Below are 12578 nucleotides of genomic sequence, written 5' to 3'. Positions count from 1 at the left end.
TCCTTGGCGGCCCCTTATCTTGAGCCGCTCCCAACTCGTTCCAACCGCAGCTGTATAAATTCCAGCAACGCCCGAACCCGCGCAGTCACGGAATGCCGGTGGCTGTACGCGCCAAGCAATTGCAGCGGCGCAGGGCGCAGGTCCAGCGACACTTCCCGCAATCGGCCCGCGGCAAGATCTTCCTGGCATGGATAGGCTGCCACTATCGCGAAACCGATGCCTTGCCGCGCGCCCGCCAACGCAAGTTCTCCGCTGTTGACACGATAGCGACTACGCACAGATACCTTCACGATTTCGCCTGTGCCGTCGAGAAACAGCCAGGGCTGGCCCTTCAATGCGCTCAGTGTAGTAATGCACGGCAAGGACTCTAGTTCGCGCACTTGGCGCGGAGTTCCCGTTTTGGCTAACAGAGCGGGTGCCGCGACCACAATGCTGGGTAGCGTAGCGAGTTCGCGGGTGATGATGGTGCTGTCATCCTGGCGCCCACGATGGAAGACGATAGAGAGGTCCACGTCTTCCCGGAGTGCTTCTAAACCGGTCAGGCGCGTGTCGCACTCCAATTCGACGCCGGGATGGAGGCTACAGAATTCGGCCAGGATAGGGGCCAGTAGCCTTGGCGCTTCGCCTGGCATGCACATCCTTAAGGGTCCCCGCAGTTCACGCTGCACCGCGCCAAGTTCTTCCTCAGTGGAGAGCAAGGAATCGAGCAAAGGTTTTGCACGTTCGTAGAGAAGTCTGCCGGCTTCAGTCATGCGCAGGTGGCGAGTACTGCGCTCCAGCAAGCGGACGCCCAATCTGCGTTCCAGCGAGGCGACGTGGCGGCTGACGTTAGAGGATGGCAGGGACAGTAGGCGCGCCGCGCCGGAAAAGCTTTGTGCATCGACGACCGCCACGTATACACGGACGGTGTTCAGGTCGAGGGCATTGCGCATGATTATCCCGATTAAGGTATTAAAGTCGCCCATTTTTACATAATAGTTCTCCCCATTGACGGAATCTAAGATGCCGTCTCGTCCGATGGGTTGTCGCCGATGGCGTGTCGGGACGGATTGAATAGGAGATCCAGCGTGGAAATCGGAATACTTGGCGGCGGAATTGCGGGGTTGAGCGTGGCGCTTGCCTTGCGCAAGCGGGGACACAGTCCCCGGGTATATGAGCGCCGGACGGGGCCAGCGACCATGGGGGCTGGCGTGACGCTCTGGCCCAACGCTGGCTTTGTGCTGGAGGAACTGGACCTCCTCCAAGACATCGCGGCAACGGGTGGCCGGCCAGTGGTAGTGCGCCGCCAGGACGCTGCGGGCAATTCGTTGGGGGGCATCGATATCGCGCTGCTGGACCAGACAATGGGATATCCGACTCATACCATTTTGCGGAGGGACTTGCAGGCAGTGCTGCTCAAGCATGCGGCACAGAGCGGAATCCCGGTGGAGTTCGGGCATCGGGCGGTGGGGATCGATCTGGAGGCTAATGGCAAAGCGGTAGCGCGCTTTGAGAACGGGGTGAGTATCCGTCCAGATCTGCTTATCGGCGCAGATGGCCGTATGGGGTCGGTGGCACGCGGGTTCGTTGCGGGGGACAACATGCCGGTTTATCAGGGATTTGTGAACTGGATAGGTGTGGCGCAGGGGGAAAGTGCGTTGGTGAGCGATATAGCGATTCAGGATTATTGGGGGTCGGGCAATCGCTTCGGATGCGTGCCGGTCCGGCCGGAGTTGGTCTACTGGGCAGCGGCACAGGCGCGGCCATTGTCAGGGGCGACGCCCGCAGCCGATATGCGCAAGGAGATCGAGGATCTGTTCGCGGGATGGCCGGAGCCTATCGCCCGTATCATCCAGGCGACGCCGGCGCACGCCATCCGGATGATTGCCGTGCACGACTTGGAGCCGCTGCACACGTGGAGCCGGGCTAATGTGCTGCTTGTGGGAGATGCGGCGCACGCGCCGTTGCCGACATCGGGCCAGGGCGCTTGTCAGGCGTTGGAAGACGCTTGGCACCTTGCTAGATGCCTGGAAGGAACGAACGGCCTTGATGAAGCCTTGCAGCGTTTCGCGGAGATCCGCGGGCCGAAGACCGCCAAGCTGGCCGAGCAGGGTCGAGTCTTCGCTCGCGGTCTGTTTGCCACTGATCCTGAAACCTGCCGCATTCGCAATGAACGCGCCAAGGCGTCCGATCCCTTGCGTGATGTGCAGGCCTTGGCGGCAGGATGGTCACAGGGTTTGCCGATGACAGGCTGCACGGACAGCACGCCGATGGATGGCGCTGACTTCGGCAGTCTGTACCGCCTCTGAAAGACGGTGGCAATCTGGACACCGCATGGCGTCTCCGGCCCCGAGACGCCTCACTGTAAACCGAGCCCCATGACTTTACCCACCGCGCTGGAGCGCCAGGTCTAGCAGCTCACACTGATGCTCTTCAGATGTCGGCTTCTGGCCGATTCTGTTGAAAATGTAGCGCCCCTATCTGGCCTGCGGCAAAGTATCTGCATTGACCAGCAGGGAAGGATTTGGAATAGGAACGGCGTGTTGGCTGCATGAAATATCCGCTTAAAAGGTTAGAACTGGTGCCCACTTAAATGTAAGTGCACACCATGTCCTGGCTCTTCGGGGCTGGGCAGATGACTTGGCTTGGCCGGACGGATACACGTTAGCTGCAAATTTGATGCTGAATTAACATAGAGACCTCGCCCAATACATTGCCACGTCCATGCAGACTCTCGAAAATACCTTGTTTTTATATGCCAGACAGCACCTGCCAACACTTCCGAAGATCTACATGTGGACGCTTGATACCACCCTTGTTCACCATTCATTCAAATGGGTCATTGGCCACGCATGAAGGCTCAGGCGATCTAACAAAGCTGGATTCGAATTGCAACGACCAGTGTCTACTCAACCTACATCGAGTTACTCATGAGCGTCTCCCGAAAACTTGACGTCGAGATAGGTGATCTGGAAATGCTGCTCTTTGCGAAAGCAGAAGACCTTGCACAAACGTTCAACACGACCTCCCCCTCTGCTTGAACGAGAAAAAGCTCACAGAGCTTGATCTACACCCGTATGTTTTTTTGAAAGATGGCCGACGCAGAGAGCGAGTGAGATTGACCAGTTGCTTGCGCACCAGTGGGTACTCGCTTGAGTAATACACCGTGACTTTGGCGCTCAGCGCTCTTCAATCACGCAGCGGCTTTGTCGGAACCTGGACTTTTCACGACGACTGTCCGCAACGCACGTCCCGAATACTCGATAGAAATTGCCTGGTTTGACGGTTGGATCGCAGACAGACGACGCGACATGTTGAGGGCGCCGTTGCCGCAAGCTGCCTCATCTTGGCACGCGCCGATTTACGGGTAGTCCACATGAAGTTGAAAAGATCTAGAAGGTTCTTTAGCTGCTCTGGGCAATCCTCTGGAAGGTCGGGGCGAGTGCTACCACGCTGGGTCAAAGTTCTAAGAAACACACGCCAAAACCGAAGTACCGGCGACCGATCAATCCATATTAAGAGGTCGGCTCTGGCAATACGGTTATCCCAGGTGGCCGAATGGCCACCTTCAAAAATCCACTGATCGCGAGCCTCGGCCTCGTGACAAAGGCGAGTCTTCTCATCAGCGTTTCGCTCAACCCATCCCGGTTGCCAATGGATCGTGTCGATATGGATGACCGGAAGACCTGTGTGCTTGCCCATCGCCCGAGCCAGCGTACTTTTTCCTGACCCTGGTTGGCCAATAATCATGACACGCTGCATAGGAGCCCCTGCGCATTGAACATCCTGATAATACTGAGCGACGCTGCTCCTCATTGGAACACTTCACAATCGAATCGTGTTGATTAGTGCTACGCGACGACGGGTGAAGTTCCAGGCAATAGGCGAAAGTAGAAGAACCGCGACAAGAAACGCCACCTGGGACAGGTAGAACGGCTCCAGCCACTGCTGGTTCAATGCAACGTAATAGGTGTTATGGGCGACGTCAGCCAGAATGATTGCTGCTGTAAGGATGATGCCCACCCTTGGTTTTATGAAAAGGAGCAGTGCCGCCAGCGGGTCAAAAAACGTAAGCGCCCCCCAGAAAATACGGCTAGCCCAATAGGCGCTGGCCCCGTATCCGTAGTCCCAGAGCAACCCATGCTGAAAATCTGCTCGAATGTGATTGGTGGTTGCGACCAAAAGGCAACAGGCAAACAAAACTCGGATGGCGAATGACGACCTTGGCATAGCTGGATCTGCTCTCGCGAAGTAATCCTATGATAACGGGATCAACCAACGTCGCAGCAATGTAAGCGTATGGCAAACCCGTCTTGACCAGACGACTTTGGGCCGTGCGACAATTGGTTGCATATCGTTGGGCAAGAAATGTAGGTTGTACCGTCAACATAAATACATCGTTTAACTGGAGCTACATGGACGAGCTAAGAGTTTTCAGCAACACCCACTGGATAGTAACTCATCGGCGAGATTCACGTTACGACGGGTATTTGATAATTTCATCTGAAGAGACGGCTTCAGATCTCAGCGATTTGAGCGACGAAGCCATGTCATCTCTCGGTTTAGTGATGAAAACCTCGGAGCGTCTGCTGGCAAAGGTGTATTCCCCTTACAAAGTAATGTTCTACAAATTGGGATTTTCTCCTGACTTCAGCGCACATTTTCATGTCGTTCCAGTCTCGGAAGACTTGCTCGCAGAGATATCAAAACACCCCGGTTATTCCGACAATCCTGACGGTAATGACGCAATTGTTTTTCTAAGTCGAGAGTACTGTGAAAGACCTCTTACCGCTGGCGAAGCAGAAAAACAGCTCTCGGCGGTTCATTTGCTCAGGGCCTTTCTGTGACTAAGATACTTTCGCGTGGTTAAGCGGATACCCACTTGTGCGGTGGCAGTTCTTCAATCTCACTCGCCCGCTGCGTCGGCAGGCGCGTTAGAATATCCCTCAAATACGCGTATGGACCATGCCCATTCAACCGCGCAGTAAGCGTTTGGCCAACGCTCCTGGAGTAGTTGGGGTATTGCGCAGACTCTCCCATCCAATTGCATGGAATTGACATAAGTGTCCATTCAACACGCATGTTGCGTGGTTAAACGCGCGCCCACTTAACTGTTGACTCTGATAGGAATAGGCAATGCTCTAAGACAAACCGGCATAGGTGACCGAGTTTTCGATAGATATCATGGCCTCGTCCCTATTTATTGGAAGTCGCCATGAACAGCAGAAAAACCATATTCATCACGGGGGTGAGCAGTGGCTTCGGCAACGCGCTGGCGCAAGAAGCTCTTGCAGCGGGCCACCGTGTCATAGGTACCGTGCGTAGTGAAGCCGCCTTGCGCGCCTTTCAGGCGCTCTCGGTGGATCATGCTCATGGGGTGATTCTGGATATCACTGACTTCGCCCGGATCGACAGCGTAGTAGCTGCTATTGAAGCAACCCACGGCCCAGTCGACGTGTTGGTCAACAACGCCGGCTACGGTCATGAGGGCATCTTTGAAGAGTCGCCGCTGGAGGAAATGCGTCGCCAATTCGACGTCAACGTGTTCGGCGCGGTAGCGGTGACCAAGGCTTTCGTGCCTTATTTTCGCAAGCGTCGCACTGGTCATATTCTTAATATCACTTCTATGGGCGGCACCATCACGATGCCGGGCATCGCGTACTACTGCGGGAGCAAGTTTGCTCTCGAAGGTATCTCCGATACGCTGAGCAAAGAACTGCTACCTTTCAACATCTTCGTGACCGCCGTGGCACCTGGCTCGTTTCGCACTGACTGGGCCGGTCGTTCGATGCAGCGCACCCCACGAAGCATTGCTGACTATGACGCCAGTTTCGACCCGGTACGTAAGGCCCGCGAAGAAAAGAGCGGCAAACAGCTTGGCGACCCGCGAAAAGCGGCGCAAGCGATGTTGCAGGTTATTGCCAGCCCGACACCACCGGCACACTTATTATTGGGCAGTGACGCGTTGGGACTGGTACGTGACAAGCTGAATCGCACGGCCAGGGAGATTGATCAATGGGAAGCGCTGACTCTTACCACCGACGGTTGAGCGGCCAGCAGAGGGGACATCAATGAATCGGGCCGACTCACGCACCTCGCGCATGGTGCATTTGATGGAAACCCTCGCGCCGGTCGAGGGCTACAACCTCAGCACGCTAGAGGATATCCGCTTTTTGCGTTCGAATCGGCCACTGACTCGCACTCCGGTGCTGTATGACCCGGGTATCGTGATCCTGTGCCAAGGGCGCAAACGTGGCTATCTGGGCGATGACGTATACGTTTATGACGCCCAGCACTATCTAGTGGTGTCCGTCCCAGTTCCTTTCACCATGGAGACCGATGCCAGCGAGGCGCAGCCAATGCTGGCGGTCTACATGCGCCTCGACTTACAAATGGCCAGCGAGTTGATACTGCAAATGGATGAAGCTCTCGGGCCAAGTGATGCCCAGCCCAAGGGCATGTATGCCTCGCCAATGGACGATTTGCTGCGCGCCTCGACGCTACGCTTTCTTGAGGCGATGAGCAGTCCGGGCGAAGCGCAAATACTTGGGCCGTCGCTGGTGCGGGAGATCTACTACCGCATCCTAACCGGCGAGCAAGGTGGCTCGATGCGCGCCGCGCTCAATCGCCAGGGTCACTTTGGTAAGGTCACTCGTGCGATCCGCAAGATCCATAGTTGCTACCAGGAGCGCCTGGATGTGGTGTCCCTTGCCCAAGAAGCGAGCATGAGCGTGCCCAATTTTCATCTGCACTTTCGCAGCGTGACGGACTCGTCGCCGATGCAATACCTGAAGTCGACGCGCTTGCACCAGGCGCGATTACTGATGCTACGCAACGCTATGACCGCTTCGACGGCGGCGTTCAATGTAGGCTACGAAAGCGCCTCGCAATTCAGCCGCGAATTCAAACGTTTCTTTGGGCGCACGCCCCAGGCAGAGATCGAATGGATGAAGGCGACCTACGCACTGCCTGCGCCGTCCACGCCATCTATGTACGTCTCGTCACATTAGCGATGAGCCGACCCGCTGCTCCGGCAACCCCAGTACCAGCGCTGTCCGCACCTGCCCAACATACTTTGGGCGGTTGAACGGGCGCCCATTTATGCGGCAGCAACTCGGTAATCTCACTTGCCCGCTGCGTCGGCAGCCGCGTCAGCACATCTTTGAGATAAGCATACGGGTCATGCCCGTTGAGCCGCGCCGACTGGATCAAGCTCATGATCGCTGCCGCCCGTTTGCCACGGCGTAAAGACCCTGCGAAGAGCCAGCTCTTGCGCCCAAGAGCCCATGGCCTGATTTTCTTCTTCAGGTGCTTGTTAACGTCAATGTTGTTGAAGTCCTCTGCCCCAGTACTGCCCACGCTTTTTGTAGCGCTTGATGGGGGACCGAAAGGTGATCGATAGCGCAAAAAAAGCAAGGTGTCTTGGGCAGACGCATATGTGGCAGAGGTAACACGCGTAACTGGATGAACAGGCGCGCCTCACGCCCGCCAGGCCCGTGAGATAATCACGCGCTACGAGCGGACGACTCCGCCGAATAGATGACGGTTTGCGCGCTGTTCGCCGCAACGGTTTGCCGGGTGAAGTAGGTGTCGCCTTCGTCGGTCAGAATCTCATAGTCGACTTTTTGCGTGCTGCTGGCGTGTTTGATGATTTTCAGCACGCGCTGGAATTTCACGCTTTGCGTGCCGTTCTGGTTGGGCCCGGTCAGCACATTCACGCTTTGAAACCAGCCGGCGTGTTTCTTGTTGCTCACCAGCGCGTTGGTCATCGCCTCGAACCGCTCCAGGCGGGTGAAGCCCCACAGCGTCTGCTCCTCGACGGTTGCGTCGGGGGTGGCGGCGCCGGTAAACACGAAGATATTGATCGTCGGGCTGTCTTCACAAAAGAAGTCATACGGGACCAGGCCATCAACCATTTTCCTGCCGGGCACAAAGCCCTTTTTATGCACCTGAAACATCGCCACCTCCGCTCAAACAATGGCGACAAGTCTAATGAGCGGCGACGTACAGGGCGGTCAAGCCAATGTAATGTCGTGTAAAGATCGCGCGTTGTGCAGGTTGACCTCAACGGTCAGCCCACCGCCTGACTCATTGCGAGCCACGATGCTGCCGCCGTGCATCTGCACTGCCCGCGCGGCGATGGCCAAGCCCAGGCCAAAGCCGACGCTGGCATCCCCCGCGCCACGCTCGAACGGTTGGAAGATGCTGTGCAATCGATCGTTGTCGACGCCCGGCCCGTGGTCGCTGATCGCCACAGTGAGGCGGCTCGCGTCGGGATTGATACGCGCTGAAACCAGCACCGTGGTGTCCGGCCGCGTGTAGCGCACGGCGTTGCGGATCACGTTCTCAAAGCAGCGGTACAGCAACTCACCGTTGACACAGGCGATAAACGGCGGGCAAGCCTGTAGGTGTACGCGGCAGCCTTTGATGCCGGCTTCGAACTGCGCATCTTCGACAATCATCGCCAGCAACTCGATGATGTCCACGGGTTCGCGCTCGATGCTTTCGGGCCGGCCTTGCAGGCGAGCCAGGGTCAGCAGCGCTTCGATCAGGGTGTCCATGCGTTCGGATTCATGCTCGATGCGTTCGAGCATTTCCATGCGTGCAGGGTCTTGGCGCAACAGGCCGATGGCCGCTTGCATGCGCGTCAGCGGCGAGCGCAATTCATGGGAGATGTCGTGCAGCAGATGCTGCTGGGCTTGCACCAGCACCTTGAGCTGGTTGGCCATGCGGTCGCAGTCTTCGGCCAGGTCGACGATTTCATCGCGGCGCTTGCCCATGGCGGGTTTGACCCGGGTTTCGAAGCGTCCTTGGGCCACATCGCTCATCGCCCGACGCAAGTAGGCCAGCGGCCAGGCCAGGTAGTACGCCATGTAGCCGCTGAACAGCGCACTCATCAACGTGCCGATGAGCAGCGGGATCTGGTGCCAGGGCCGGCCGGGGACGTTGCCGGGGGCGTGGGTGGACCTGATCGAAAGCGCCAGGCCTTCCTTGCTGGTGACCGCTCGTTCATAGGCCGGTTGTTCAACGGGCGACCCCACGAGCAAGTGACCGTTGCTGTCATAGACGCCGATGTTCTCATCCGGCGGACGTTCCCAGACCGTGAGGAGCTGGCCTGCCGCGTCGACACCGACGCGCTCGAGCAGCCCGGTTTCCGCTGCCAGAATGGCTTCCACATACGGGTCGCTCGGGCGAAAACGGCTCAGTTCAAGCACGCCGATCCCGACCAGAAACGTCAGGGTGGTCGCCAGCCAGAAGGCCAGGAACAGTTTCCAGAACAGCAGGCTGGGCCGGGTCATTCGGCGATCAACAGGTAGCCAAGGCCGCGCACGCTCTGGATCCAGGCCTTGGTGTCCAGGCGCGGCCCCAACTTCTGCCGGATGCTGCTGATATGTACGTCGATGCGCCGGTCGTAGCGGGTCAGCGGGCAGCCCAGGGCGTTGAGGGACAGGTCCTTTTTACTCACCACTTGGCCGGCGTTGCGGGCCAGTTCTTCGAGCAGGCTGAATTCGGTGCTGGTCAGGCCCAGCTCGACACCGCTCCATAGGGCCTGGCGCTTGCCGGGCCACAACACCAGCGCGCCGGTCTTGATCACTTCGGTGAGCGGCTGGCCCACTGGCTGCACCCTGCGCATGATCGCGCGCAACCGTGCCACCAGCTCGCCCGGGGAGCTGGGCTTGGGCACGTAATCGTCGGCGCCGAGTTCCAGGCCCGTGATGCGGTCGATGTTGTCGCCGCGGGCGGTCAGCAGCACCACGGGCACTTGGCTGACCGCGCGGATGCGCCGCAGCACCTCGATACCCGAACGCTGGGGCAGCATGACGTCCAGCACCACAATACTGTAGCGCCCCGACAGCGCTTCGACCTCGCCCTCCTCGCCCGTATGCACGGCCGTGGCCTCAAAACCTTCGCGCGCCAAGTATTGGCTGAGCATTTCCGTCAATTCCTGGTCGTCGTCGACCAACAGTACGCAGATCATCGTGGGCTCGTCAGTGTGGGGTTGTCCATTATCAGCCTTTGCGCAGGTTATCAGGCCCACCTTTACCTAACTTGACATTCGGTTAACCGCACCAAACGCCGCGCACTCTTATGCTGGCTGTTCACCGGTCGGCGAGTGAACCCAGCACGCCGGCGCTGCTTGTCGATGTGTTCTGGAAAAGATCTTGATGAATTTTTCGCGCCTGCTCTGCTCGGTTGCGCTGCTGCTCAATACCTCACTGGCACTCGCCCAAGGCTTCAAAATCTCGGATATTCGAATCAATGGCCTGCAACGCGTCTCGGCGGGCAGCGTATTCAGCGCATTGCCGCTGAACGTCGGCGATGAAGCGGATGACCGGCGCCTGGTGGATTCCACTCGCGCGTTGTTCAAGACCGGGTTCTTCCAGGATATCCAGCTGAGTCGCGAAGGTGATGTGCTGATTATCAATGTCGTCGAGCGTCCTTCGGTTGCCAGCATCGAGTTCGAGGGCAACAAGGCGATCTCCACCGAAGACTTGATGAAAGGCATGAAGCAATCGGGCCTTGCCGAAGGCGAGATATTCCAGCGCGCCACCCTTGAGGGCGTGCGCAACGAGTTGCAGCGTCAATACGTTGCCCAGGGCCGTTACTCGGCCTCGGTCGACACCGAGGTCGTGGCCCAGCCGCGCAATCGGGTCGGCCTGAAGATCAAGATCGATGAAGGCGAAGTGGCGTCGATCCAGCACATCAACGTGGTGGGCAATACCGTGTTCCCCGACGACGCGTTGATCGACCAATTCACGCTCAAGACCAGCAACTGGCTGTCATTTTTCAAGAACGACGATAAATACGCACGGGAGAAACTCTCCGGCGACCTCGAACGGCTGCGCTCCTATTACCTGGACCGTGGCTATATCAACATGGATATCACCTCGACCCAGGTCTCCATGACCCCGGATAAAAAGCACGTCTATATCACCGTGAACATCCAGGAAGGCCAGAAATACACGGTGCGTGAAGTCAAGCTGAGCGGCGAGCTGAAAGTCCCGCAAGAGCAGGTCCAGTCATTATTGCTGGTGCAAAAGGGCCAGGTGTTTTCGCGCAAGTTGATGACCACCACCTCGGAACTGATCACCCGCCGCCTGGGCAACGAAGGCTATACGTTCGCCAACGTCAACGGTACGCCTCAGGTGCATGAAGAAGACCACACGGTAGACATCACTTTCAGCATCGACCCCGGCAAGCGGGCTTACGTCAATCGCATCAACTTCCGAGGCAATACCAAGACCGACGACAAAGTGTTGCGTCGCGAAATGCGGCAGATGGAAGGCGGCTGGGCGTCGACCTACCTGATCGACCAATCCAAGGTGCGCCTGGAACGCCTGGGGTTCTTCAAGGAAGTGAACGTCGAGACGCCGGCCGTGGCCGGGCTGGATGACCAGCTGGATGTGAACTACGCCGTGGAAGAACAAGCCTCCGGCTCGATCACGGCCAGCGTCGGCTTCGCCCAGAGTTCGGGCCTGATCCTTGGCGGGTCGATTACCCAGAACAACTTTCTTGGCACGGGCAATTACGCCAGCCTGGGGCTGACCCGTTCGTCCTACCAGAGCAAGTACAACATCGGTTTCACCGACCCCTACTTCACCACCGATGGGGTTAGCTTGGGCTACAACGCGTTCTACAGCAAAACCGACTACAACAAATACTACGATGACGGGGTGTCCTATTACGCCATCAACAGTTTTGGCCTGGGTGCCAGCCTCGGTTACCCGATCAACGAGACCTCGCGCCTGACGTTCGGCCTGACCGCACAACACGACAGCATCGAGCCGGGCACCTACAGCGCCGACGAGATCTACGATTTCATCGAGCGCGAAGGCAAGGAATTCACCAACTTCAAGGCCAGCGCAGGCTGGTCGGAGTCGACCTTGAACAAAGGCGTACTGGCCACGCGCGGGCACGCGCAGAACCTCAACCTGACGGTGACGGTGCCCGGCAGTGACCTGAGTTTCTACAAAATCGACTATACGGGGCAAACCTTCCTGCCGGTCAGCAATACCACCGCCCTGCGCTTCCATACCAAGCTCGGTTACGGCAACGGTTATGGCTCCACGGACGGGTTGCCGTTCTATGAGAGCTATACGGCCGGCGGCGAAGGCACGGTACGTGGTTTTGAAAGCGGCACGCTCGGCCCGCGCAATACCCCGGCGACCGGGACCTATGCCAGCGCAGGTCAAGCGTACTACTCGGACCGGACTACGGAGGCGCTGGGCGGTAATATTCTGATTACCGGGGGCACGGAGTACTTGTTCCCTGTGCCGTTCATCAAAGACAACAAATCCGTGCGGACCTCCTTGTTCTGGGATGTGGGCACGGTGTATTCGGACAAGTGTTACCTCAGCACCACCCAAGGCTGCGGTGGTGTGGACCTGAGTCAGATGGCCAGTTCGGTGGGGGTTGGCGTGACCTGGTACAGCCCGCTGGGGCCGTTGAGTGTCAACCTGGCTTATCCGATTCGCACGCCGGAGAACGCGGATAAACAGGTGTTCCAGTTTTCCATGGGCCAGACGTTCTGAGCGTTTCAGCGGGTTAACGCGTTGCTCGCCGTCGCGGGATACCGGCGTTATGTTTTATCGCCTGGC

Annotated in this window: 11 protein-coding genes and 2 pseudogenes; 5 read left to right on the top strand and 8 right to left on the bottom strand. The window is 58.0% G+C overall.

Features of this window, described 5'->3' with window-relative positions; translation table 11 throughout:
• Nucleotides 1–14 precede the first annotated feature (14 nt).
• Nucleotides 15–965 carry a LysR family transcriptional regulator gene (locus TU80_RS06995; RefSeq protein ID WP_248843150.1) on the bottom strand — a complete coding sequence of 317 codons (951 nt, stop codon included), beginning with the start codon at nt 963–965 and terminating at the stop codon, nt 15–17.
• 66 nt (nt 966–1031) lie between these two features.
• Here TU80_RS06995 and TU80_RS06990 point away from each other — a divergent pair, with 66 nt between their 5' ends.
• Nucleotides 1032–2288 (top strand): FAD-dependent monooxygenase, encoded by a 1257-nt coding sequence (locus TU80_RS06990; RefSeq protein WP_186352093.1) that lies wholly within the window; start codon nt 1032–1034, stop codon nt 2286–2288.
• A gap of 916 nt (nt 2289–3204) precedes the next feature.
• On the opposite strand, the gene TU80_RS33335 is transcribed toward TU80_RS06990, so the two are convergent.
• Nucleotides 3205–3741, bottom strand: coding sequence for an AAA family ATPase (locus TU80_RS33335; RefSeq protein ID WP_082643811.1), 537 nt, complete (start codon nt 3739–3741; stop codon nt 3205–3207).
• 63 nt (nt 3742–3804) lie between these two features.
• Nucleotides 3805–4209, bottom strand: coding sequence for a hypothetical protein (locus tag TU80_RS06985; protein ID WP_057004112.1), 405 nt, complete (start codon nt 4207–4209; stop codon nt 3805–3807).
• 185 nt (nt 4210–4394) lie between these two features.
• On the opposite strand from TU80_RS06985, the gene TU80_RS06980 reads away from it, so the two are divergent.
• Nucleotides 4395–4826 (top strand): HIT family protein, encoded by a 432-nt coding sequence (locus tag TU80_RS06980; protein ID WP_046383424.1) that lies wholly within the window; start codon nt 4395–4397, stop codon nt 4824–4826.
• Nucleotides 4827–4845: 19 nt separating this feature from the next.
• Here TU80_RS06980 and TU80_RS31375 read toward each other — a convergent pair.
• Nucleotides 4846–4965, bottom strand: a pseudogene (locus TU80_RS31375) (transposase domain-containing protein); the annotation flags it as partial.
• A gap of 229 nt (nt 4966–5194) precedes the next feature.
• On the opposite strand from TU80_RS31375, the gene TU80_RS06975 reads away from it, so the two are divergent.
• On the top strand, nt 5195–6028 hold the full coding sequence (locus TU80_RS06975; RefSeq protein WP_017849065.1) for an oxidoreductase: 834 nt from the start codon (nt 5195–5197) through the stop codon (nt 6026–6028).
• A gap of 22 nt (nt 6029–6050) precedes the next feature.
• Nucleotides 6051–6989, top strand: a complete 939-nt coding sequence (locus TU80_RS06970) for an AraC family transcriptional regulator (RefSeq protein ID WP_046383423.1) — start codon at nt 6051–6053, stop codon at nt 6987–6989.
• 76 nt (nt 6990–7065) lie between these two features.
• Here the strand turns inward: TU80_RS06970 and TU80_RS31370 are convergent.
• The 4 genes and pseudogenes from TU80_RS31370 to TU80_RS06955 form a co-directional block, all read right to left on the bottom strand.
• Nucleotides 7066–7278 (bottom strand): annotated as a pseudogene (locus TU80_RS31370) (transposase domain-containing protein); the annotation flags it as partial.
• A gap of 206 nt (nt 7279–7484) precedes the next feature.
• Nucleotides 7485–7937 carry a hypothetical protein gene (locus TU80_RS06965; RefSeq protein WP_046383422.1) on the bottom strand — a complete coding sequence of 151 codons (453 nt, stop codon included), beginning with the start codon at nt 7935–7937 and terminating at the stop codon, nt 7485–7487.
• A gap of 57 nt (nt 7938–7994) precedes the next feature.
• Nucleotides 7995–9278 (bottom strand): HAMP domain-containing sensor histidine kinase, encoded by a 1284-nt coding sequence (locus TU80_RS06960; protein WP_057004111.1) that lies wholly within the window; start codon nt 9276–9278, stop codon nt 7995–7997.
• A complete protein-coding gene (locus tag TU80_RS06955; RefSeq protein WP_046383420.1) occupies nt 9275–9958 on the bottom strand; it encodes a response regulator transcription factor in 684 nt (227 codons plus the stop codon). Before TU80_RS06955 ends, TU80_RS06960 begins: the two co-directional genes overlap by 4 nt.
• 187 nt (nt 9959–10145) lie before the next feature.
• Between TU80_RS06955 and bamA the strand changes: the two genes are divergently transcribed.
• A complete protein-coding gene (gene bamA / locus TU80_RS06950; RefSeq protein WP_057004110.1) occupies nt 10146–12512 on the top strand; it encodes an outer membrane protein assembly factor BamA in 2367 nt (788 codons plus the stop codon).
• Nucleotides 12513–12578: the final 66 nt, after the last annotated feature.

The sequence above is a fragment of the Pseudomonas veronii genome (genome assembly GCF_001439695.1).
GTDB lineage: Bacteria > Pseudomonadota > Gammaproteobacteria > Pseudomonadales > Pseudomonadaceae > Aquipseudomonas > Aquipseudomonas veronii.
Note: the sequence above shows the minus strand (reverse complement) of the source record. Positions and strands in the feature narration are given on the sequence as shown.